This window comes from Fusobacterium sp. JB019, from assembly GCA_030673965.1.
Classification (GTDB): Bacteria; Fusobacteriota; Fusobacteriia; order Fusobacteriales; family Fusobacteriaceae; genus Fusobacterium_B.
In genome coordinates, this window is record JAUTCN010000002.1 from 85,238 (window position 1) to 109,050 (window position 23,813).

Here is a 23,813-nt window from a genome sequence, read left to right on the forward strand (position 1 = left end):
CTCCTTTTATTATATAAGATTGATAGGGTCAACATCGATAATTATTCTGCAATTTTTAGAATCAAAATCATTAAGAATAATTTTAAGTTCATTTTTAAAACGAGTAATATTTGGTTTACTACCCTTTATAAAAATATTTTGTCTGTACCTATCTTTGACTTTATAAACTAAGCTTTTGTTTGGACCAAAAACTTCCACATAGTTTCTAAAGATTTTGTTACACAAATTTTTAGAAACTTCATTTAAAATATTTTCATCTTTAGAGGATATTCCAATATTCAAAATTTTAGAGAAAGGAGGATATTCAAGTAGTTCTCTACTTTCAATTTCTTCTTTATAAAATCCTTCATAGTCATTATTTTTTATTTTTTCCATAACATAATTTTCTGGTTGATAAGTTTGAATAATAACTTTACCTTTTTTATTTCCTCTTCCAGCTCTTCCAGCTACCTGAGTTATAAGTTGATAAGTTTTTTCAGTAGCTCTAAAATCAGGAAAGCTTAAGATTACATCAGAATTTATTACTCCTACTAAAGTTACATTAGGAAAATGTAGCCCCTTAGCAATCATCTGCGTACCTATCATTATATCATATTTTTTGTCTAAAAAATCAAAATAAGTTTTTTTATAGAAATTTTTTTCTTTAGCGCTTTCAGAATCAACTCTTATCATGGGAACAGAAAAATATTCTTTTAATTTTTCTTCAACTTGTTCAGTTCCTTTTCCTCCTAAAGTCAAGTTTTTACTGCCGCAATTACTACAAATTCCATTAAATGTTTTTTCTCTACCACAGTAATTACATTTTAATTTTTTAGTAGTGCTGTAGTAACTTAATTTTATAGAACAATGTTCACATTCTTCAATATGACCACACTCTTTGCATTGTATCATAGTAGAATAACCTTTTCTATTTAGAAGCAAGATAACTTGTTCTCCTCTTAATATAGTTTCTCTTATATTTTTTAATAATGCTTTACTGAAAAAATTATCAGTTTCTTCCTTCATATCTACTATTTCAATTTCAGGAAGAAAGGCATTATTAAATCTTTTTTCTAAAGAGATAAGTTTGAAATTTTTTATTTGGGAATAAAAATAATTTTCAATTGAAGGAGTTGCAGATCCTAAAACAACTTTACATTTTTCTATAAATCCTCTTCTTAGAGCAACTAATTTAGCATTATATCTAGGATTAGTATCTTGCTTATAGCTAGCTTCATGTTCTTCATCGATTATTATATATTTTAGATTTTTAACTGGAGCAAAGATAGCAGAACGAACACCTAAAACGATTTTTTTATCTCCACTATTTATAGAAAGCCATTCTTCTTCTCTTTCTTTATTAGTCATTTTACTATGTAAAATAGCAATTCCCTCTTTAAATTCTTTTTTAAATCTGCTTACCATTTGAGGAGTAAGAGATATTTCAGGAACTAAAAATATACTACCATAGCCTTTTTTTAAGGCTTCTCTAATTAGTTTAATATATATTTCTGTTTTCCCACTTCCAGTAATTCCTTTTATTAGATAATATAAATCCTTTGAACTAGCAATTTCATTATAAGCTTTTTCTTGTTCTTCATTTAAAGTTATGTTCTCAACAATTTCTTGCTTTTCAGTTTCATGTTCTGTTAAAGATCTTGATTTTATAATTTTTAAAAGTTCAATATTTTTTTCTTTAATAGCTTTATCAATTTCTTTTTTTGTAAATTTATCTTCTAAATGTTTTTTAGAAATTTTTAATTTTTCCGAAAAATAAGATTTCATTTTATTAAAAATTATAATTTCATCAGAATTTAAATTTAAAGGAATAATATCTTTTTTAAAATTAAAAGATAAAGTATTTTTATTAGTTTTTATTAAGAGATTTTTTTCTAAAAAGGAATTAATTTCCTGGTTACTAAAATATTTTCTTAAAGTTGCTTTTGTAACTTTTTCTTTAGTATGGAAATAGTTAGTAATATTATTTTCTAATTTCATATTAGAAGTGTTATTATCTAAAAGTTTATAAAATTCATGATATTGGATTTTAATATTTCCAGGTAAAGCAGCTAGAAAAACTTGTTGAAAAGAACACATATAATAGTCTTTAATCCATAAAAGTAATTCAATATATTTTTTATCAAAAGAAATTTCGTTTTCTAATTTTCTTTTGATTGGGAGAATTTTAAAAGAAAAATTGGTTTCACTTTCTTCTTTAATAATAATAGCTCCTCTTTCTCTATTTCTAAAATTTACAGCAACTCTATCTCCTATTTTAAATTGATCTTGTTCATCAGCGTAGGTAAAAAAATCATTAGTATTATCTACATATAATTTAAAATACTTCATCTTTTACCTCCCAGTATTAAATTAACAGTTTTTATATTTTTTAAATCAGTACCTTTTTCAGGTGAATATTTTTGTATTAATCCAGTTCCTTTAATATTAAAATTAATATTAGTATTTTTAAACATGCTAATAGCTTCTCTTGGGGTTAATCCATTTAAATCAGGCATAAATTGAAGAGTATCCTTTACAGATAACTCTAAATTATGAAAATCTTCATTTGCAATATCTATTTTTTCAATTTCACTTGATAAAATTTCTTTGTTCATTGTAATTCTTTTGATTACTTCCTTAAATACTGGAGCAGCTACAATTCCACCATATTTTCTTTTAACTTCAGGTTTATAAAAAGTAATAAAACCAACATACTCAGGTTTATTGGCAGGGAAAAATCCTACAAAGGAAGTTAAGAAATCTTCTTTAAGGTAACCAGTTTTACCTCCACTTATTTGAGCAGTACCTGTTTTACCCCCGATTCTATATCCATTAAGTTTAGCGTGTTTACCTCCTCCATTATTAACAACATTTTCTAAAAGTTCTCTCATATAAGCTGAAGTATCTTTATCTATAGGATGTCCTTTAATTTTAGGAAGATTTCTTCTAATAACAATTCCATTTTTATCAGTTATTTTTTTAACAAGAAAAGGCTGATATAAAGTTCCTCCATTAACTATGGCTGAAAAAGCAGTTACCATTTGTATAGGGGTTACAGCAACTCCCTGTCCAAAAGCAATTGTGTTTTTCTTAAGTCCATCCCATTTGTAAGAAGGGGTAGTGTATGGTTTTTTTTCAAAAGGAAAATCAATATTTGTCTTATCATAAAAGCCATAACTTCTTAAATATTCTTCCATTTTTTCATTTGAAAATAAATCACTAATCATTACCATAGCAACATTACTAGATTTAGCTAAAATTTCTTTTAGCGTTAAAATTCCCTTAGTTCTTCTACTAGCTTCTTTTATAGTATGGTTATATTTCGTTAATTTACCATTTTTAATATCAAACTTACTTTTTTTATTTATATATCCATCATTTAAAGCTGCAGACATAACGATAGGTTTAAAGATTGAACCAGGTTCCATTTGATTTTGGAAAACCCCATTTCTAAGTGCTTTATTATATCTTCTCAAACTAGAGAGAGCTAAAATTTCTCCATTATTAGGATTAATGATGATACCATAAGCTTCTTCAGACTTTGTTTCTTCAAATTTTTTCTTCATTTCATCGTTTAAGATATATTGAATGTCGTTGTCTATAGTTAACACAAGATTTTTACCATCTAAATTAACATTCATTTCTTCCTTTGCCATAGGTAAAATCAATTTTCTATTTTTAGCAAAGATACTTTTTTTAATGATACTTTCCTCTTTTAAATAACTATTATAATATCTTTCTAATCCAAAAACTCCAATATATTTTTTTTGTTGATTAGAATAACCAAGTCTACCAATAGTTGTTTGATAGTTTTCTAGACTATAATATCTTCTTAAATTATTTTCTTTAGTAAAAATTTCTTTTTTGAAAATATGATGTTTTTTTAATATTTTATCTAATTTAATTTTCTCATTTTCACTTAATCCTTTAGTTAAAGGTTTGTATCTTCTGCCATTTTTTCCTTCTTTAATAACTCTTGAAATATAAGAGTTATAATTTTTATTTATTTTAAAAGTTTTAAAAATTTCGTTGATAGCTTTTTTAGAATCTTCATTTCTGAAAACTCTTAAAGGATCAACATAAAGGTTATAAGTTTTTAAGTTATAGGCAAGTTCTTTACCATTTCTATCAAATATTTTACCCCTTTTACCTGTTAATTTATAGAATCCTTCAATTTGATTTTCAACAACTTCTCGGTATTTATTCATGTCAAATATTTGAACTTTTACTAATCTAAGAGTCAAAATTAAAATTAGAAAAAGAATGATATCTGTGCTTGCAAGAGCTCTTAATCTAAATTTATTAGTTGTTTTAACATTCTTCCATTTTCTAAATATCCATAGAAAGTAGATTAAAAAGAAAATACTACAGGTAAGTAGAAAGAAATTCTTAGAATAGAAAAATAGTATAATGCAAATTGCATTTATAATAAGTAATAATAGTTTTAAGGTTTTTTTATCAATCAATTTATTAGTCTCCTTTTAGTTTTCATATATATTATATCAAATTCTAGCTATATTTATACATTTTTTCTTAAAAATTTATTAAAAACTAAACTAGCATAATTATTTTAAATATTATATAATGGGTTATATTGAAGGAGGGGTTATGAAGAGATTGACAGTTTTAACTATGCTTTTACTTACAACTATAACTTATTCTAAAGAATTATTTAAGGTTATTGATACAGATTATGTTTTTGAAAATTATAATAAGGCTAAAATTTATAATGAAAGATTGAAAGAAAAGTATGATAATTTACCAGATAAATATATTTTAGATATATTTAATCTAGATTATAAAGATATAGAAGATCCTAAACTTAAAAAAGAAGTAATGGAATTAAAAAAAGAACAAAGAGAATATTTAGACGAGATTAATGAAGATTTAATGATTGCTATTTTTATTAATTTTCCACAAGATACTATTTTTCCTATTGAAACAATTTTAACAGGAAGAACAACAAATATTTCTCCTGTGATATTAGATTTTTTAAATGAAATGTATTCTCCAGTAGTAAGTTTAGAAAGAACTGATAAATTGAATGATTATATAATAGACTAAAAAAAGAGGAAAATTCCTCTTTTTTTTTAGTCTATTATATATCCAATACTAAGTTGATAAATAAATTCTTTTCTATTATCATTATGAGAAACAGAAAGACTAATAGGTCCAACAGGAGATAAATATCCTAAGCTGATACCAAAACCTTGAAGATAATCATCCCAAAGTTCTTGTTTTTTTTCTGTAGTTAAAGTGTTATTAAAATAGTTATATTCTTTAAAGGTTGCAATATTATATTCTCCAGTTAAAAATAAATTAGGAACAAATTCATACTGTAATCCTATTTTAAATAAGACTAGATCTTCTAAAAACTTTTCTTGAGGGTTGTAACCTGTAAAAGAAAATTCTTTTTTATTTAAGTTAGTAAAATTCCCGCCAAGTTTTAGATATTCATCAATAGGAATATTATTTCCTTCAATACTAGACATAGAAAGTGAAGCTAAAATAGAAGCCTTTTTATTTAAAGGAATAAAATTAGATAAATTTAATGTACTTCCAAAAAAATCTGAAGAATTTTTTTCAAATCCTCCTCCCCAGAAATAAGAAGCTTCACCAATAAATCCTTTTTTAGGATAATAGATAGCATCAGCCTTATCCCATAAAAATTTAAGATATCCTTGTCCATAATTATCCACATTAGAATTAAGTATATCTTCGTAGTTAGAACTACCAATGGAGTTATTTAAGTCTTTTGTTTTTATAGCAATTCCGTAAGAAACAAGAATTTCATTTTTTAAATGCGTGTTTATATTCATATCAAAGTTAATAGTTTTATTTTTAAATGTAGCTTCTCTATGACCTTTATTATATAAAAATAAAGGTGACTCGTCATAATTTAATCCTACACTTAATCCGAATTTATTATCAAGGCCATAATAAAATAAATTTTGGATACCTAACCCTAGATAGTCTCCTGCTTTCAAATAAATATTTGAGTTAGATCCAAATTTACCAAAAGATTTTAAATCAGTAGCAATTTTTAATTTAGTATAGTAGTTGCTTCTGTAATTGAAAGTAACACCTAAAGTATTACTAGGACTTTTTTCAATATATAAGTTAAGTACATTTTTATTTTGAGAATAAAAAACTTTATCTACAAAATCAAGCCCATAAAGTCTCATGGATAATCTATTTAAGTCTGATGTTTTTAAATCTCTATCCTTATAAGAGTTTAAAATATTTTTAACAATTGCTATTTTATAAGGATTAGTTAATCCATATATATTAGCCTTTTGTATTAATATTTTTTCATCACTAACTTTATATTTATTGATAATTTTATTATGGTTTTTAGGTAATGAATTTAAAGCTTTGATTTTATTTTCTGTAGCTTCAATTCCAAGTTTTACAATTTTTTTAGCGTCTTTGTAATCAGTACTAGAATATTCAGAAAGCTTAGGTTCTATTAAAATAGTAGCTAATTTCTTTTGAAATTCAGTACTAGAAGCACTTTGTATAGATAAGATTTGTTCAGCGGTAGTCACAATATTATATTTTTCTTTAGTTTTTTTACTGATATAAGCACCTACATTAACACCAATTATTTTAGTAGCTCCCATATTTATAGCATTTTCAACAGGAAAATTTCGAGTAACAAGAGCATCAACATAGTGATATCCGTCGATTTTAACAGAAGGGAAAATTGATGGAATGGCAGTACTTGCAAGTACTGCTTTAGCTAAATCTCCTTCTTTAAATGCTTTTGTTTCTCCTGTATCTAAATTTGTAGCAACTATTCTAATTGGAATAGGTAAATCATCAAAATTTTTGATATTATCTACTCTTTTAAAGATTTCCTTTAATTGTAAATAATTTTTTTGACTATTTTTTAAGCTTTTAGGAAAATAAAAGTTAAAGTTAGAATCATATTTTACAGAAAAAGCATATTTGTTATTGCTTAGTCTTTCTTCTAAAGGAATATCTGTTCTGTTGGGATTATCTTTGTTAAAAGAATCATTCCAATCAAAATTTAATAAATAATCTTCTATTTCTTCAGGGGTATAACCTATTGAATACATGGATCCAACTAGGGCTCCAATGCTTGACCCGACAATATAATCGATTTTAATATTGTTTTTTTCTAGAACTTTTAAAGCTCCTATATGAGCAAAACCTTTAGCTCCTCCTCCGCTTAATACTAAGGCTACCTTAGTATTGTTGTTAAAGCTTTTGCTTTTTTTAGATTTTTTTAAAATGTTAATTTTATTATTTAATATTTTTATTTGTTTTTCTAATTTTAATATTTCTATATCTTCCTTAGAAAGATTTGTATTTCCAAAAGAAAAATTAAAAGATAGTATGCAAAGACAAAAAACAAAAAATTTATTCATTTATTCCTCCAGCATATAAATTTTCAAATTCTTTGAAGAATCCAGGGAATGTTTTATTAACACAAGTTGCATTTGTAATAATTATATCAGGTATTCTTAATCCAACAAGAGCAAAACTCATAGCTATTCTATGATCGTTATAAGTTTCTATAGAGCAACCAGTATAATGTTTAGTTTCTTTTGGAATTATTTTTAAACCATCTTTAAATTCAGTAGCACTACCATTTATATTTTTAATTTCAGTTCTTATAGCAAATAATCTATCTGATTCTTTAATTCTAAGATTAGCCACATTATATAATTCTGAAGGTGTGTTTGCAAAAAGAGCTACCGTTGCAAGAGTAGATACTAAATCAGGTGTTGCATTTAAATCTAAAGAGAATCCAGGATAAGACTCACATCCTTTTACAGTAATAGAATTATCATCTCTATCAATTATCTCTAAACCTACACCTTGTAAAATATTTAAAATTTTAGAATCTCCTTGAATACTATCTTCAAAGAAATTATTTAGTTTTATTGTACTGTTTGTAATTAATGCAGCAGCTAAAAAATAAGATGCAGAAGACATATCTCCTTCTATAACATATCCTTTAACATTATTATATTTTCCTTTTTTAACAAGGAATCCATTGTCAGTTTTTTCAATTTCTGCTCCGAAATCTTCAATCATATTAATAGTTGTGTCAACATAAGATTTAGAAATTATTTTGTTTGTAGTGATAATTTCAGTATCGTGGTTAAAACAGGTTGCAGAAAGTAAAATAGCCGAAAGATACTGACTACTATTTGCTCCAGAAACTTTTACAACACTTTTTTTAGTTTTGGTAGAAGTTATTCTTAAAGGTGGAAATCCGGATTCTTTAAGATATTCTATTTTTATTCCAAGATCTCTTAAACTATCTACAAGCTCTTGAATAGGTCTAAGATTCATTCTTGAAGAACCTTCTAAAATTATTTCTCCTGTACCTGTTGCAATGTAGGCTAATAAAAATCTCATAACAGTTCCTGCATTTCCAACATATAAAGTTTTCTTACCAAACTCTCTTTTTTTATTACCTATTATTTTTATGAAACGTTTATCTTCAGAAATCATAATTTTATTTCCTAGCTTCATCAGACACTCAATCATATGTAAAGTATCATCACTGAAAAGTGGATTTTTTAAGATTACTGGATTTTCAGAAAGAGAGGCTAATATTAAAGCTCTACTAGTGATAGATTTAGAACCTGGTATATCAACTTCAGCAAAAAAATTACAATTTGGTTTTACTAGATATTCCTTCATTTTTTATTCAACTCCTCTGTATTATTTTATTTCACAATATATTATATCATTTTTTGCTACTTAGTTAAAGGTAGAGTTAAAAAATTCTTTTAATGTTATTAAAAATTTGATACTTTTTTTAGAAAAATTAAAATATTTTAAAATTTCTTCTATTTTTTCAGAATTATTTTCAATAAAAAATAAAAATAATAATATATTTTCTTTTTTCATGTGTTTTGTATTTTTACAAAATATTTCATTTTTTGAAGTGAATATTATTTCAAAATATTTAGAAATATTTTCTTCTCTGGTTATTTTAAAACTTTTTGTATCAAAACACGAAAAAATGTCATATTTAATTATATTGGAAATAATCTCTTTTCTATTTTTTTCTTTAAAGAGTTGGAATAATTCGTTTTTAAATCTATCTGAAGAAATATTTAAAAGTAAATTATTTGAAAGACCTTTTTTTAAAAGAGTCTCAGTATTAGTTTCAAGAGAATAATTATATCTACTTAGAAATTTAAGAGCTCTTAAGATACGAGTGGGATCATCTATAAAACTGTTATCATGTAAAATTTTTATTTTTTTCTTTGAAATATCAGATTGACCAGTTGAAAAATCTATTAAAGACAATTTTGTATCTAGTTTTATGTACAAAGAATTAATAGTAAAATCTCTTCTAATATAATCTTCTTTTAAAGTAGATTTTTGAATAATTGGTAGGGCTCCAGAATAAGAATAAATTTCAGTTCTTGGAGCAGCAATATCAATATTAATATTATTTTTTAAAAGAATATTGAAAGTTAAAAATTTTTCATTGAATCTAGAATATTTAACATCAAATAAACTACATATGTTAGTTCCAAGATCAAAAATATTTCCAGTATAAACAATATCAATATCTTTAGTATTTCTTTTTATTATTATATCTCTTACAATTCCGCCCACTAAAAAAATATTTTCATTTTCTTTTAGAGAAATGTTGTATAATATGTCTAAAGTATTTAGAATATCTTGAGATAAAAAATCTTCTAAATTAGGATTAAATTTTTTTAATTTATTTGTTATTTTCATAGTTTTACCACCTAAATGAAAGTTATATGTAAATTATATCATTTTTAATCAAAACTTAAAAGAAAAGAAAGGAGTTTAAAATTATGGATAATGTTAAAAAACTAGCTGAAATAGTTGAAAAAAGTAATTATATTGTTTTCTTTGGAGGAGCAGGAACTTCTACAGATTCTGGAATAAAAGATTTCAGAGGAAAAAATGGATTGTATAAGACTTTATATAAAGGATATAGACCAGAAGAAATATTAAGTATTGATTTTTTTATAGATAAAAGACAAATTTTTAGTGAGTATGTAAAAGAAAAAATGTCTATAGAAAATATAAAACCAAATAAAGGACATTATGCTTTAGTTGAACTTGAAAAAATGGGTAAATTAAAAGCTGTAATCACTCAAAATATTGATAATTTACATCAAGAAGCAGGAAGTAAAAAAGTATTAGAATTACACGGAACATTGAAAGAATGGTATTGTTTAAATTGTGGGATTAGAGACGATAAAGAATTTAAATGTAAATGTGGGGGAGTTGTAAGACCTAAAGTAACTCTTTATGGGGAAATGTTAGATGAAGAAGTTACTTATAAGGCTATTGAAGAAATAAAAAGAGCGGATACTTTAATAATATCAGGGACTAGTTTGACAGTTTATCCAGCTGCTAACTATATAACTTATTTTAAAGGAAAAAATTTAATTATAATAAATGAAGATTCTACAGGTTATGATTCTAGGGCTACATTATCAATAAAGGGTAATTTTTCTGAAATACTAGATAAACTAATAAAAGAAATAAAAAGAACTCTGTAAATACAGAGTTCTTTTTGTATATAAAATTCATTTGTTTATTGTTTAGTTTTTATTTAAATTTACATTTCCAATAACACTATATTTTTTAATTTTTTGAAGGAATACAGATATAGAAACGAATGCAAGAATTAAACCAGCACTGTTACCAACAACTTCAGGTAATCTAAATCCTTCAGGAGCAATTAAAATATAAGAAGTAACAACAACTGTCATGAATGTAGCAGGAATAGCTGCAATCCAGTAGTTTTTATGTTCAGTAGCAAGATAAGTTGCTCCAGCCCAAAGAGCTATAGTTGCAAGAGTTTGATTAGACCATGCAAAATATCTCCAAATAATAGTGAAATCCATGAAACAAAGAGCAGTACCTATTGCAAATAAAGGAAGAGCAATAGAAAATCTGTTTTTAATAGGACCTTGTTTGAAATTAATTGCATCAGCAATAGCAAGTCTAGCACTTCTAAAAGCAGTATCTCCTGAAGTTATAGGACAAGCAACAACACCTAATATAGCTAAGATTCCTCCAACTTTACCAAGCATAGAATTTGAAATAACATTAACAACAACAGCAGGTGAACCAGCATTTGCAAGTCCTTTAGTTCCACCGAAGAAAGTCATAGCAGCAGCAGCCCAAATAAGAGCGATGACACCTTCTGCAATCATAGAACCATAAAATACTTTTCTTCCTTCTCTTTGATTTTTTAAACATCTTGCCATAAGTGGTGATTGAGTAGCATGGAATCCAGAAATTGCACCACATGCAATTGTTATAAATAAGAAAGGAAAAACAGAAGTTCCTTTAGGATTTAAATTAGTAAAAGCAATTTCAGGAATATCATAACCATTGATTATTAATGAAGCTCCAATTCCAACACCCATTATAAGAAGACAAGCTCCAAATACTGGATAAATTTTTCCAATTAATTTATCAACAGGAAGAACTGTTGCAAGAATATAGTAAACTATGATTATTGCAATCCAAACTAAAGATTTGATTCCAGTCATATTTGCTAATATACCAGCAGGTCCTTTAATAAAAACAACTCCAACTAATACTAGTAAAACAACTGAGAAAACTCTCATAATATTTCTAGGAATCTCTCCTAAATATTTTCCTGCTATTTCAGCTATAGTAGCACCATCATTTTTAACAGATAACATACCTGATAAATAATCGTGAACAGCACCAGCAAAGATACATCCAAACACAATCCATAAAAAAGCAACTGGTCCCCAAAGTGCTCCAAGAATAGCTCCGAATATTGGCCCAAGTCCTGCAATGTTTAAGAATTGAATTAAAAATACCTTTTTCCAATCCATTTCAATATAATCAACTCCATCTGCAAGTTTAACTGCTGGAGTTTTCTCATTTTCATCAATACCAAAAACTCTTTCTACAAATTTACCATAAGTCATATACCCTACAATCAAAGCGATTAAAGATAATATAAAACTAACCATAATAAAACCTCCCTTAACTTTTATTAAAAAATTTATTAATATGATAACATTATAGAGTATTTTAAGAAAAAAATGTTATAAAATAATCTGAAATGTATAATATTAGTTCTGAGTTGTAAAAAAAGAGTGTGAATAACAAGAGAATTTTGGATATGTAATTTACCTAGATACAGATATGTGTTAAAATAATTTAAGGAAATGAAATTAGAAAGGAGAAAAGAATGTTTAATTTGGGCAGAACTTTAGTAAATAATTTGGGATACATAATAGTTATTTCATTTTTTTTTGCAAGGTTTACAAAATCTAGATCATTGTTTTCAAAAGAAAAATATACGAAAAAAGAAATTTTATTTTTATCGTTATTTTTTGGATGTTTGGCAATATTAGGGACTTATTCAGGAGTTGATTATAAGGGGGCAATAGCTAATACTCGAAATATAGGAGTTATAGTTGGAGGTATTTTAATAGCTCCACAAGTAGGTATTTTCTCAGGAATAATTGCAGGGATTCATAGATACTTTTTAAATGCAGGGGAAGTGACAAGTTTAGCTTGTACTATTTCAACTATTTTTGGAGGTTTTCTCTCAGCATATATATATAAATATAAAAATGAAAAAAATATATATTTTTATGGATTTTTAAATGGTTTTATAGTTGAAAATTTGAGCATGTTTCTTATTTTAGTTTTAGCTAAAGATGAAATTATAGCAAAGCAAATAGTTGGTAAAATATATTTTCCTATGATATTATCAAATTCTTTAGGAATTCCCATTGTAATATATATAATAAAAAATATTATAGATGAAAGAGAAATGTTAGCTGGAAAACAAGCTATGCTCTCTTTAGAAATAGCTAATAAAACCTTACCTTATTTTATGAAAGGTGAAAATTTAAATGAAGTTTGTAAAATAATTATGGAAAGTTTAGGAGCAAAAACAGTTGTTCTTTCAAACAGGAAAAATATAATTGCAAGTTACTGCTATAATGATTCTTATAAAATAGAACATACACAAATAAAAAGTGAAATAGTAAAAAGAGTAATTGAAACAGATAAGCTTTATATTTCTAATAAAATGTTTAATAAAAATGAATTTTTATGTGTTAATGGAGATGTGAAATCTTGTATAATAGCTCCCTTACATAATGGAACAAAGGTTTCAGGGACGTTGAAAATATATTTTGATAGATTTGAGGGAATTACAGAAAGTAATAGATTATTAGTTTTAGGATTATCACAACTTATTTCGACACAGTTAGAATTATCCAAAATAGAAAAACTAGAAACAATGGCAAAGGATGCAAATTTAAAAATGCTTCAGACACAGATAAATCCACATTTTTTATTTAATGCTTTAAATACAATATCTTCTTTTATTAGGATGAATCCAGAAAAAGCAAGACAGATAATTTTAGATTTATCTACTTTTTTAAGATTTAATTTAGATGAACTTAATAAAGAAGTAACTGTAGAAAAAGAATTAGAACAGGTAAAAGCTTACGTTAATATTGAAAAAGCAAGATTTGGAGATAAAATAAATGTTGAATATAATATAGATGATGCTTCTTGCAATTTAAATATTCCAAGCCTTATAATTCAACCTTTAGTAGAAAATAGTATAAAGCATGGAATATTAAAGAAAAATGAAGGAGGAAATGTTTTAATTGAAATACATTGTGATGATGAAAATAAATTAAATATAAAGATAATTGATGATGGAATTGGAATTTCAGAGGAAATTATAGAAAAATTAAAAAATAATAAATTAGAAAAAGGTATTGGCCTTAAAAATGTACATAATAGATTAGAATTGATATATGGAAAAGGTCTTGAAATAAAAAGATTAAAGGAAGGAACTGAAATATCTTTTAAAATAAAGTGTGAATAATTAAGGAGAAAAGAATGTTGAATTATATAATTGTTGAGGATGAGATGCCTGCAAGAGAAGAATTGAAATATTTTTTAAAAAAATGGGAGGAATTAAATTTAGTAGAAGAATTTGATAATCCTTTAGATACTTTAAAATATTTTCAAAATAAAAATGAAATAGATGTTGTTTTTTTAGATATAAACATGCCTAGTATAGATGGAGTTTCATTGGCAAAATTATTACTGAAGCTAAAAAATGATATAAAGATTATATTTGTAACAGCTTACAAAGAACATGCTTTAGATGCATTTGAAATAAAAGCTTTTGATTATATTTTAAAACCTTATTCTGAAGAAAGAATAGATAAAGTAATACTAGATTTATTAGATGAAAAGAAAGAAAAATTTGAGCATAAAAACGTTTTAGTCAATAAAATAGCAGTTCATGATGAGGATAGATTAAGAATAATCTTTTTAAATGAAATTTATTTTATTGAAGTTTTAGATAAGGAATGTATAATTCATACTAAAGAAAAATGTTATAAATCTAAACTTAAACTAGCTAAGTTTGAAAATATTTTACCAAAAGATAGATTTTATAGATGCCATAGGTCTTATATCGTTAATTTAAATAAAATAATAGAGATAGATGCTTGGTTTAATGGTAGTTATTATATAAAACTTGAAGAATTAAAAGATAAAATTCCTATTAGTAGAGGAAATATGAAAAAGTTAAAAGAGATTTTTGTGATAAAATAATATTTTATATATTTGAAAGTTGATTTATTTAAAAAATGTGCTATACTAAATTCAAAAGCCTTTTAAAAGTTTTAACGAAAAATAATTAAAGTTTTATTTAAATATGTTTGGAGGTTAAAAATATGGCTGGAGTTAAAGGGAAAAGTGGAAGAAAAAGTCAAGGGAAAGTAAAAAAAATGTTTGGATATAGATATACTCAGCAAGAGTATGAGTATTTAAATAAAGTGCTAACCGAAGCAAGAACTTCTTACAAAACAACGTCTAGATCAATTTTAGAAATATTTAAATATTACGAAAAAGGATTGAGTTAAAAAAAGGATGGACAAAAAAAGAATTGACAAAATAAGAAAATTTTAGTAGAATTGTTTCAACTTATATATGCTTGTAATTGGACAAGCGTTTCTACGACTAACCGTAAATTAGTTACTATAAGTGGATTTGTTTTTATTATTATTTAAAAAGTTATCTGTACGTTTTTTATTGTATGGAAGCTGTTTTTATTAAAATTATAATAATCCTCTTAGAGTAATTGGTTTTATGTTAGCAATAAAACTTTAATTATCTTTAGGAGGACTTTTTTTATGAGAAACTATTCACCATATGAGCTGGATGGGAAACCAAAATTATTAGATGCAGTACCACTAGGGTTGCAACATGTACTTGCTATGTTTGTAAGTAACATAACCCCTGTTATTATTGTTTTAGGAGTTTTAAATATCCCATTAGAGACGAAGACATCTCTTATTCAAGCTTGTATGTTTGTTGCAGGGATAAATACTTTAATTCAAAATTATACTTTAGGACCATTTGGTGCTAAATTGCCAGTTGTTATGGGATCTAACTTTGCTTTTGTTCCTGTTTGTATATCAGTTGGAACTAAGTATGGAATGGAAGGAATACTAGGAGCAGTACTTGTTGGAGGACTTTTTGAAATATTAGTTGGAATGTTTATTAAGAAAATAAGAAGATATTTTCCACCAATAGTTACTGGAGTAGTTGTTTTATCAATAGGACTTTCATTAATTCCTGTTGGAATCAATTCATTTGCAGGAGGATTTGGAGCTAGTGATTTTGGATCTTATTCAAATTTATTTATAGGTGGATTAGTTTTATTTTTAGTAATAGTATTTAAGCAATTTGGAAAAGGAATGTGGTCAACAGCTTCTATATTCATAGCTACTGTAATTGGATATGTTGTTGCTTTATTCTTTGGAAAAGTTGATTTATCAGGTGTTGCTCAAGCAGGTTTAGTAAATATTCCAAAACCATTTGTTTATGGAATGAGTTTTCATATAGATGCTATTCTTGCTATGATAGTTATGTTTATAGTTTCTGCAGTTGAAACTATGGGAGATATGTCAGGAATAACTATGGGTGGAGCAGATAGAGAATTAACAGATAGAGAATTATCTGGAGGGATAATGGGAGATGGGCTAGGTTGTGTAATAGCTTCTTGTTTCTCAGTTTTACCAACAACTTCTTTTAGTCAGAATGTTGGAATTATCGCAATGACTAAAATAATGAGTAGATTTGTAGTAGTTGTAGGATCTTTAATATTAATGTGTGGAGCATTTTTTCCTAAATTAGGAGTTGTTTTAGTAGCCATTCCTCAAAGTGTTATTGGTGGAAGTTTAGTTATGATATTTGCTATGATATTTATAAGCGGAGTAGAATTAATAACAAAAGAACCTTTAGGAAATAAAAATTCTACTATATTAGCAGCATCTTTAGGAATAGGATTTGGATTGGGAGCTGTACCAGAGGCAATACAATTTTTACCAGAAGGAATTAAACTTTTATTTGGCGGATCAGGAATAGCAGTATCAGCAGCAGTTGCAGTTGTTTTAAATATAGTATTACCTAATGATAAACCACAAACAACTAAGCTAAAAGATGCAAAAGAATTTGAGCCAAAGAAAAAAGAAAAAGAATATTCAGCTCCAGTTGTTGCAAGTTCTCAAGCAAAATAACAAAATAATAAAAAGATAAAAAGGACTTAATTAAATATTAAGTCCTTTTTTTTGTTCTATTTCTAAAGTTTTAATTATACGATATTCTTTTCTTAAGAAAAATATTGTAACAGTTAAAGCTAATAAATCAGATATAGGAGCAGAGAAGAAGACTCCCTCTATTCCAAATAACATAGGTAATAATATAATTAGAGGCAATAAGAATAAGAATTGTCTGGTGATAGCTATAAATAAACCAATTTTTCCTTTTCCAATTGCACTAAAAAAGTTTCCAGAGAAAATTTGTATGAAATTAGCAAATGTAAAGAACATAAATATTCTAAAAAACTTTTCAGCAAACATAAAATATTCACTACTACCTTTTCCGAAAATAGAAATAATCTCTTTTGGAAATGTTTGAAATAAAATAAAAGCAGTTATAGATACAAAGGAATCATATTTTAAAGCTAATTTAATAGTTTTAATAACTCGGTCGTATTGCTTAGAGCCAATATTATATCCTAGAATAGGTTGAGCTCCTTGGGAAATTCCAATAATAATATATAGAAATAAAATATTAATTTTTAAAATAATTCCAACACAAGCAAGGGGAATTTCAGCTCCATAAATTGATCTAGCTCCATAGTAGGTGAGTACATTATTCATACTTATTTGAACTAGCATAAGGCCTAATTGATTTATAGATTGCGACATACCTAATAAACAGATATGTTTAAATATTTTTAATCTTGGGAAAATAAATGGGTAAAAATTTAATTTGAAACTTTTAAACTTTTTAACTAAATAAAATACAGCTAGTAAGCAGGATAAGAATTGTCCAATAATTGTTGCCCAAGCTGCTCCAGCTATACCCATATTAAATTTAAAAATAAATAGAGGATCTAAAATAATATTAGTGATTCCTCCAACTAAAGTAATAATCATTGCAAATTTAGGACTACCATCTGCTCTAATCCAAAATGTAGCAGCAGAAAATAGAATGAAAAAAGGGATTCCTAAAGCTGTAATTTTAGTATAAGTTAAAGCATAGGGCATAATTTCTTTAGTGGCTCCAAAAATTAATAGTATTTTTTCTACATTTAACAAAAGTACAATAGTAAAAGCTAGAGAAAGAAAAATATTTAAAATCAAGCCATTTTCTATAATTTGTTTAGCTTTTTCAATATTTTTTTCACCAAGAGCGATACTAAAGCAAGCAGAAGTACCAATTCCAGTTAATAATATTATGGATGTACAAATACTAATGATTGGAAAAGTGATGTTAGTAGCTGCGTTTCCTAAAAAACCAACACTGTGCCCTATGAAAATTTGATCTACTATATTGTAAACAGCAGTGGTGACCAGTGCAATTATAGCAGGAATGGAAAATTTTAATAGAAGTAAAGATATTCTATTTTTACCTAATATATTGTTGTTATCTGAATTCAAAATGAAGCCTCCTAAATTTAATATCTCTTTTTAAGTTTAGCTAATTTAAATAAAAAAGTCAATTAATAAAAAAAACATAAAAGTAGTCATCTTTTAAATAATTACTTTTATGTTTTTATATTATTTGTTTTTCAAATAGATAATTCTTTGATTTTTAGATCCTCTAAACTTAAGAGAGATATCTTTTTCTTCTTCAATAAAAGGACCATCAACAAGAACATCAATATAACTTAATAGCTCGTCAGTTACTTCACAATATTTTTTTCCATTAGGAACTAAATCTTGATCATAAATATAACCTGTAAAGAACCATAAATCTTTATGTGGAAATTTATGGTTAACCTTCTTGATGAAAGGTAATAAATCTTTTTGATTTTCTGGCTCGAAAGGTTCTCCTCCAAGAACAGTTAATCCCTTAATATGTTTTTGTTCTAGTAGATTTAGTATTTCATTTTCAGTATCCAAATTAAATTCTTGTCCATATTTAAAGTTCCAAGTTTCTGGGTTAAAGCAGTTTTTACAGCAATTTCTACATCCAGAAACAAAGAGAGAAACTCGAACTCCTTCTCCATTAGCGATATCTATTTTTTTTATATTTCCATAGTACATAAAGACTTCCTTTTTTATAAATGTAAAACTCTTTCTTTAATTTCTTGAGTTCTTCCTTGATTCCAATATTGAGTTCCAATATACCCACAAGTTCTTCTAGCAACGTTCATTGTGTTTTGATCGGTGTTTCCACAATTAGGGCATTCCCAAATTAATTTTCCATTTTCATCTTCTTTAATTTCTATTTCACCTGTATAACCACACTTTTGACAGTAATCACTTTTAGTATTTATTTCAGCATACATGATATTGTCATAAATGTGTTCAAGAACAGACATAACAGCTTCTAAGTTTTTCTCCATATTAGGGACTTCTATGTAGCTAATAGCTCCTCCAGGAGATAGTTCTTGGAACTTTGATTCAAAACTTAATTTAGAAAAAGCATCAATGTTTTCAGAAACATGGATATGATAGCTATTTGTGATATAGTTTTTATCAGTAACTCCCTCTATTATTCCAAATCTTTTCTTCAATAGTTTAGAAAATTTATAAGTTGTACTTTCTAAAGGTGTTCCATAAACTGAGAAATCAATATTATGTTCTTTCTTCCAATTAGCACAAGCTTCATTTAAATGTTTCATAACTTCTAAAGCAAAAGGAGTTGCATCAGGATCAGTGTGAGATTTTCCAGTCATATATTTAGTACACTCATAAAGCCCAGCATAACCTAAAGAAATTGTAGAATATCCATCAAATAATAATTCATCAATTACTTCCCCTTTTTTTAATCTAGCTAAAGCACCATTTTGCCATAAAATTGGAGCAACATCTGAAATAGTTCCCTTTAAACGATTATGTCTAGCCATTAAAGCTCTATAACAAATTTCTAAACGTTCATTAAAAATTTCCCAAAATTTATCAATATTTTTTTCAGAAGAACAAGCAATATCAACTAAATTAATAGTAACAACTCCTTGATTAAATCTTCCATAAAATTTAGGATTGTTTTCTTTATCATGATAAACAGTTAAAAAAGAACGACATCCCATACAAGTATAACAATTATCATCTTTTAATTCTTTCATTTTCTTTTCAGAAATATAGTCAGGTACCATACGCTTAGCAGTACATTTTCCTGCTTTTTCAGTTAAGTAATAATAAGGAGAATCTTTGTGAATGTTATTTTCTTGAAGTACATAAATCAATTTAGGGAAAGCAGGTGTAACCCAAATTCCTTGTTCGTTTTTAACTCCTTGATAACGTTGGTCTAAAACTTCTTCTATTATCATTGCTAGATCTTTTTCTTCTTGCTTGTTCTTAGCTTCTCCTAAATACATAAATACTGTAACAAAAGGAGATTGTCCATTTGTTGTCATAAGAGTAACTACTTGATATTGAATAGTTTGAACTCCACGATTAACTTCTTCTCTAACTCTTTTTTCAACTAATTTATTAAATTTTTCTTCAGTTATTTCAAGGCCTATTTCTTCAAAACTATCTCTTAATTGTTTTTTTATTTTATTTCTACTTACTTCAACAAAAGGAGCTAAATGAGCAAGGGAAATACTTTGTCCTCCGTATTGAGAACTTGCAACTTGAGCAATTATTTGAGTAGCTATATTACAAGCTGTAGAAAAAGAATGAGGTTTATCAATTCTAGTTCCACTGATTACAGTTCCATTTTGTAACATATCTTCTAAATTAACTAAATCACAGTTGTGCATATGTTGAGCAAAATAATCAGCATCATGAAAATGAATAATTCCTTTATCGTGAGCATCAACAATATCTGGATCTAATAGGAAACGTTTTGTAATATCCTTGCTAACTTCTCCAGCCATATAATCTCTTTGAACACTTACAACAGTTGAATTTTTATTAGAATTTTCTTGCTTTATTTCTTCATTAGAGCTGTTAAGTAAGCTTAAAATTTGAGCATCTGTAGAATTAGATTTTCTAACTAAAGCTCTTTTATATCTGTATGTAATATATTTTTTAGCAACAGAAAAAGATTTGTTTTCCATTAAATTTAATTCAACAAGATCTTGAATATCTTCAACATTTAATGAATGATCTGAATTTATACAGATACTTTCAACAGTATTTGATATTTTAGCGATGTTTTCATCAGAAATTTTTTCAGTTTCTGTTACCTCTTTGTTTGCTTTTTTAATTGCGTTTTCAATTTTACTAATATCAAAATCTACTTCCATTCCACTTCTTTTTATTATTTTCATAAAAATATGCACCCCTTCATTTAAAATAGATTATAAAAATAAATCTAGGATAATAATACCATATATAGCGTTCCTTTTCAAGAAAAACAACTATATATTGTGTTTTCTAGGGAGAAAGTCTAGAATTATCAATAAAAAATTAGAATTTTTTTTTTGGTGAAATTATAGTATAATAGTTAATATAGAATTATAAAAAATAAATTATTATTAGGGGTAGATAGTGAGAATAAAATTAAGAAAAATAATTATTATAATAACATTGATAATATTTTCTCAAATATCTTTTGGAAAAGAGATTCGTGTTGGATATTTTGATTTTGATGGATTTATAGAAAAAAATGAAAGAGGTATCTATCAAGGATACGGAGTAGAATATTTAAAAAAGATCTCAGCCTATTCTGATTTAGAATTTAATTTTGTTCCGGGAAGCTTAAAAGAATTAATAGGAAAAATAAAAAATAGAGAAATTGATATGTTATGTCTAGTAATTAATACAGAAGATCGAGAAAAATATTTAGAATATTCAAGATATAGTTTTGGAATACCAGAAGGAAGACTTTATACTAAAAAAGATAGCCCGATATTTTATAAAGATTTAGAATATTTAAATAATAAAACTATAGGGTTGATGGAATGCTCTTTATTTAAAAAATCAGTAGAAAATTATGAAAAAGAAAATAAGATAATGTTTCGAAAAAAGTATTATAAAACTGAAAAGGAAATGAGGGAAGCTTTAACTTTAGGAAAGATTGATGTAATGGCTACGGAAGCTATGTCAAGACATAATAATCTTAAATTATTAGATAGTTTTCCTATAGAAAAGTATTATTTTGTAGCTTTTAAAGATAATGATTTTATGAAAACTTTTAATAAGGCTCAAAGTAAGGTAATATGGCTTAATAAAAACTTAGATTTAACTTTATATAAGAAATATTATGGAAATCAATCAGGAGAAAACACTCTTAATTTAACAAGAGAAGAACATAATTACATAAAATCTAATTCAGAAGTTTTGGTGGGAATAGTAAAAATTAGAAATATTCTATCGAAATATAATGAAAAGACAAAGGTATTTACTGGAATAGAACCAGGAATAATTAAAGAAATAAATAAAATTTCAGGACTAAATTTAAAAATGATACCAGTTTCTCCTAAAAAAGATTTAATGAAAAGTTTAAAAGAAAATGAGTTAGATTTAGCCATGGGAATAAAAAAAGAAAATGATGAAAAATTATATGAAAATTTAATGTTTAGTATTCCCTATATAAATTATGGATTTTCCATAGTTAAAAAAAGAAATTTTTCATTGGAAAATAGAAAAAATTTCAGAGTGGCTATGCCTAAAAAGTTGTTGATTTTAAAAGAATATTTAAGAGAAAATTTTTTAAGAGTGAAAATTATAGAGTCTTCTAAAGGGGAATTATTAGATAAAATACTTGCAAATGAAGCAGATGTTGCAATAATTCAAAATTATGAAGCTCAGTATTATTTACAGATGCCAAAATATTTATCTTTAGTTATATCTAATTATGATTTTTATAATATAGATTCTAGTTTTATAGCAAATAGTAAGAATAAAATGTTGTTAAGTATACTTAATAAAAGTATTGACATTCTTGTTAATAAAAATGAAATAGAAAAAATAGTAAATCATTCAATTTCCAATAACATATATAAATTAACTATTTTTGATATTATAAATCAATATCAAATTTTTATTATTATAATCACTTTGTTGATTATCTTTATAATAACTATTTTATTTAGAATAATAAAACTTAATAAAGAAAATTTAAGAAAAACTTTAGAAAATAACAAAAAATTATTAGAAACAAATAACAAATTAAAGATAGCTACAACGAAAGCTAAAATAGCTAGTAGAGCAAAATCTGATTTTTTATCTCAAATGAGTCATGAAATAAGAACTCCTTTAAATGGAATACTAGGCATGACAAAGTTGGCATTGGAAGAAAAAAGTATAAAAAATGAAGTGAAAAATTATTTGAAAAATATAGAAGAATCAGGAACTTATTTGTTAAAAATAATAAATGATATTTTAGATATTTCAAAGATAGAAAATAATAAACTTATATTAAACCCAGAAATAGTTCCTATGGAAGACTTTATTAAAAATATATTAAATATTTTTAATGTTAGAGCTGTGGAAAAAGGAGTTAATTTTAAAACAAAAGATTTATATTATAAATATAAATATGAGTATTTTGATAAAGTGAGGTTACAACAAGTACTAATTAATATAATAGGAAATGCTATAAAATATACTCCTAAATATGGGGATGTTATTTTTAAAAATAAGTATATGGAAGAAAAAGGAAAAGTATTTTGTTGTTATGAAATAATTGATAATGGTGTTGGAATGAGCGAAGATTTTTTAAAACATATGTTTAAACCTTTTGAACAAGAAAAAAATAAACTATCTAAATATTCAGAAGGGACAGGATTAGGTTTATCTATCTCTAAAAATATTATTGATTTAATGGGAGGAAAAATAGAAGTTAAAAGCAAATTAGGGAAAGGAACGCATTTTATATTAAAGATACCTACAGTTGAAATATTAGAAGAAGAATATATTAAATTAGAAAGAGAAAATAAGAATATTTTTTCTAAAGAAAATATAAAAAAAAGAGTATTGATTGTTGAGGATCATCCTATAAACGAAATGGTAGCAAGAAAGATATTGGAGAAGAAAGGATATTTAGTTGAAAGTTCCAAAAACGGAAAAGAGGCTATTGAAATATTTAAAAAGTCTAGTATAGATTATTTTGATTTGATTTTAATGGATATTAGGATGCCTGTTATGGATGGATATGAAGCAACTTCAATTATTCGTTCTTTGCCGAGGAAAGATGCAAAGAATGTTCCCATAGTAGCTCTTAGCGCTAATGCTTTTGATGATGATAGGAATAAATCTTTAAAATATGGAATGAATGAACATTTAGGAAAACCAATAGATATTAATCAATTGGATAAAATATTAAAAAAGATGTTATATAAATAAAAAAGGTGC

General features: G+C 25.7%; 16 protein-coding genes and 1 riboswitch. Of the genes, 7 read left to right on the forward strand and 9 right to left on the reverse strand.

From position 1 onward, the window contains the following. Nucleotides 1-9: 9 nt before the first annotated feature. Both priA and Q7K47_00665 read right to left on the reverse strand, forming a co-directional pair. A complete protein-coding gene (gene priA / locus Q7K47_00660; protein MDP0505713.1) occupies nucleotides 10-2,328 on the reverse strand; it encodes a primosomal protein N' in 2,319 nt (772 codons plus the stop codon). Next, nucleotides 2,325-4,445 (reverse strand): penicillin-binding protein, encoded by a 2,121-nt coding sequence (locus Q7K47_00665; protein ID MDP0505714.1) that lies wholly within the window; start codon nucleotides 4,443-4,445, stop codon nucleotides 2,325-2,327. The genes priA and Q7K47_00665 overlap by 4 nt, the downstream gene beginning before the upstream one ends. A gap of 142 nt (nucleotides 4,446-4,587) precedes the next feature. On the opposite strand from Q7K47_00665, the gene Q7K47_00670 reads away from it, so the two are divergent. Continuing rightward, nucleotides 4,588-5,043: a hypothetical protein gene (locus Q7K47_00670; GenBank protein MDP0505715.1), complete on the forward strand. Its 456-nt coding sequence runs from the start codon at nucleotides 4,588-4,590 to the stop codon at nucleotides 5,041-5,043. Between the two features lie 26 nt (nucleotides 5,044-5,069). On the opposite strand, the gene Q7K47_00675 is transcribed toward Q7K47_00670, so the two are convergent. Genes Q7K47_00675 through Q7K47_00685 form a run of 3 tightly spaced genes read right to left on the reverse strand, consistent with a single transcriptional unit; the run spans nucleotide 5,070 to nucleotide 9,717 of the window. After that, nucleotides 5,070-7,373: a patatin-like phospholipase family protein gene (locus Q7K47_00675; protein MDP0505716.1), complete on the reverse strand. Its 2,304-nt coding sequence runs from the start codon at nucleotides 7,371-7,373 to the stop codon at nucleotides 5,070-5,072. Continuing rightward, entirely contained in the window at nucleotides 7,366-8,661 is a 1,296-nt protein-coding gene (gene aroA, locus Q7K47_00680; protein ID MDP0505717.1) for a 3-phosphoshikimate 1-carboxyvinyltransferase, read from the reverse strand. Before aroA ends, Q7K47_00675 begins: the two co-directional genes overlap by 8 nt. A 60-nt stretch (nucleotides 8,662-8,721) precedes the next feature. Further along, nucleotides 8,722-9,717: a hypothetical protein gene (locus Q7K47_00685; GenBank protein MDP0505718.1), complete on the reverse strand. Its 996-nt coding sequence runs from the start codon at nucleotides 9,715-9,717 to the stop codon at nucleotides 8,722-8,724. Between the two features lie 83 nt (nucleotides 9,718-9,800). On the opposite strand from Q7K47_00685, the gene Q7K47_00690 reads away from it, so the two are divergent. Continuing rightward, entirely contained in the window at nucleotides 9,801-10,517 is a 717-nt protein-coding gene (locus Q7K47_00690; protein ID MDP0505719.1) for an NAD-dependent protein deacylase, read from the forward strand. Nucleotides 10,518-10,559: 42 nt separating this feature from the next. Here Q7K47_00690 and Q7K47_00695 read toward each other — a convergent pair whose 3' ends face one another. Beyond that, on the reverse strand, nucleotides 10,560-11,975 hold the full coding sequence (locus Q7K47_00695; GenBank protein MDP0505720.1) for a carbon starvation protein A: 1,416 nt from the start codon (nucleotides 11,973-11,975) through the stop codon (nucleotides 10,560-10,562). 221 nt (nucleotides 11,976-12,196) lie between these two features. On the opposite strand from Q7K47_00695, the gene Q7K47_00700 reads away from it, so the two are divergent. From Q7K47_00700 to Q7K47_00715, 4 genes are all read left to right on the forward strand, one after another. After that, on the forward strand, nucleotides 12,197-13,861 hold the full coding sequence (locus Q7K47_00700; protein MDP0505721.1) for a LytS/YhcK type 5TM receptor domain-containing protein: 1,665 nt from the start codon (nucleotides 12,197-12,199) through the stop codon (nucleotides 13,859-13,861). A 14-nt stretch (nucleotides 13,862-13,875) separates the two neighbouring features. Then, complete coding sequence (locus Q7K47_00705) at nucleotides 13,876-14,601, forward strand: LytTR family DNA-binding domain-containing protein (GenBank protein MDP0505722.1); 726 nt, start codon at nucleotides 13,876-13,878, stop codon at nucleotides 14,599-14,601. Nucleotides 14,602-14,723: 122 nt separating this feature from the next. Continuing rightward, the gene (locus tag Q7K47_00710) at nucleotides 14,724-14,912 is read left to right on the forward strand and encodes a hypothetical protein (GenBank protein MDP0505723.1); all 189 of its coding nucleotides are present in this window, start codon (nucleotides 14,724-14,726) and stop codon (nucleotides 14,910-14,912) included. Between the two features lie 41 nt (nucleotides 14,913-14,953). Further along, nucleotides 14,954-15,050, forward strand: a riboswitch (purine riboswitch). A 132-nt stretch (nucleotides 15,051-15,182) separates the two neighbouring features. Beyond that, entirely contained in the window at nucleotides 15,183-16,571 is a 1,389-nt protein-coding gene (locus Q7K47_00715) for a nucleobase:cation symporter-2 family protein (GenBank protein MDP0505724.1), read from the forward strand. Between the two features lie 30 nt (nucleotides 16,572-16,601). Here the strand turns inward: Q7K47_00715 and Q7K47_00720 are convergent, their stop codons facing one another. The 3 genes from Q7K47_00720 to nrdD form a co-directional block, all read right to left on the reverse strand. Next, nucleotides 16,602-17,999 carry an MATE family efflux transporter gene (locus Q7K47_00720; GenBank protein ID MDP0505725.1) on the reverse strand — a complete coding sequence of 466 codons (1,398 nt, stop codon included), beginning with the start codon at nucleotides 17,997-17,999 and terminating at the stop codon, nucleotides 16,602-16,604. Between the two features lie 120 nt (nucleotides 18,000-18,119). After that, nucleotides 18,120-18,608, reverse strand: a complete 489-nt coding sequence (nrdG, locus tag Q7K47_00725) for an anaerobic ribonucleoside-triphosphate reductase activating protein (protein MDP0505726.1) — start codon at nucleotides 18,606-18,608, stop codon at nucleotides 18,120-18,122. Nucleotides 18,609-18,622: 14 nt separating this feature from the next. Then, the gene (gene nrdD, locus Q7K47_00730; GenBank protein ID MDP0505727.1) at nucleotides 18,623-20,785 is read right to left on the reverse strand and encodes an anaerobic ribonucleoside-triphosphate reductase; all 2,163 of its coding nucleotides are present in this window, start codon (nucleotides 20,783-20,785) and stop codon (nucleotides 18,623-18,625) included. A 220-nt stretch (nucleotides 20,786-21,005) separates the two neighbouring features. Between nrdD and Q7K47_00735 the strand changes: the two genes are divergently transcribed. Next, on the forward strand, nucleotides 21,006-23,804 hold the full coding sequence (locus tag Q7K47_00735) for a transporter substrate-binding domain-containing protein (protein MDP0505728.1): 2,799 nt from the start codon (nucleotides 21,006-21,008) through the stop codon (nucleotides 23,802-23,804). Nucleotides 23,805-23,813: the final 9 nt, after the last annotated feature.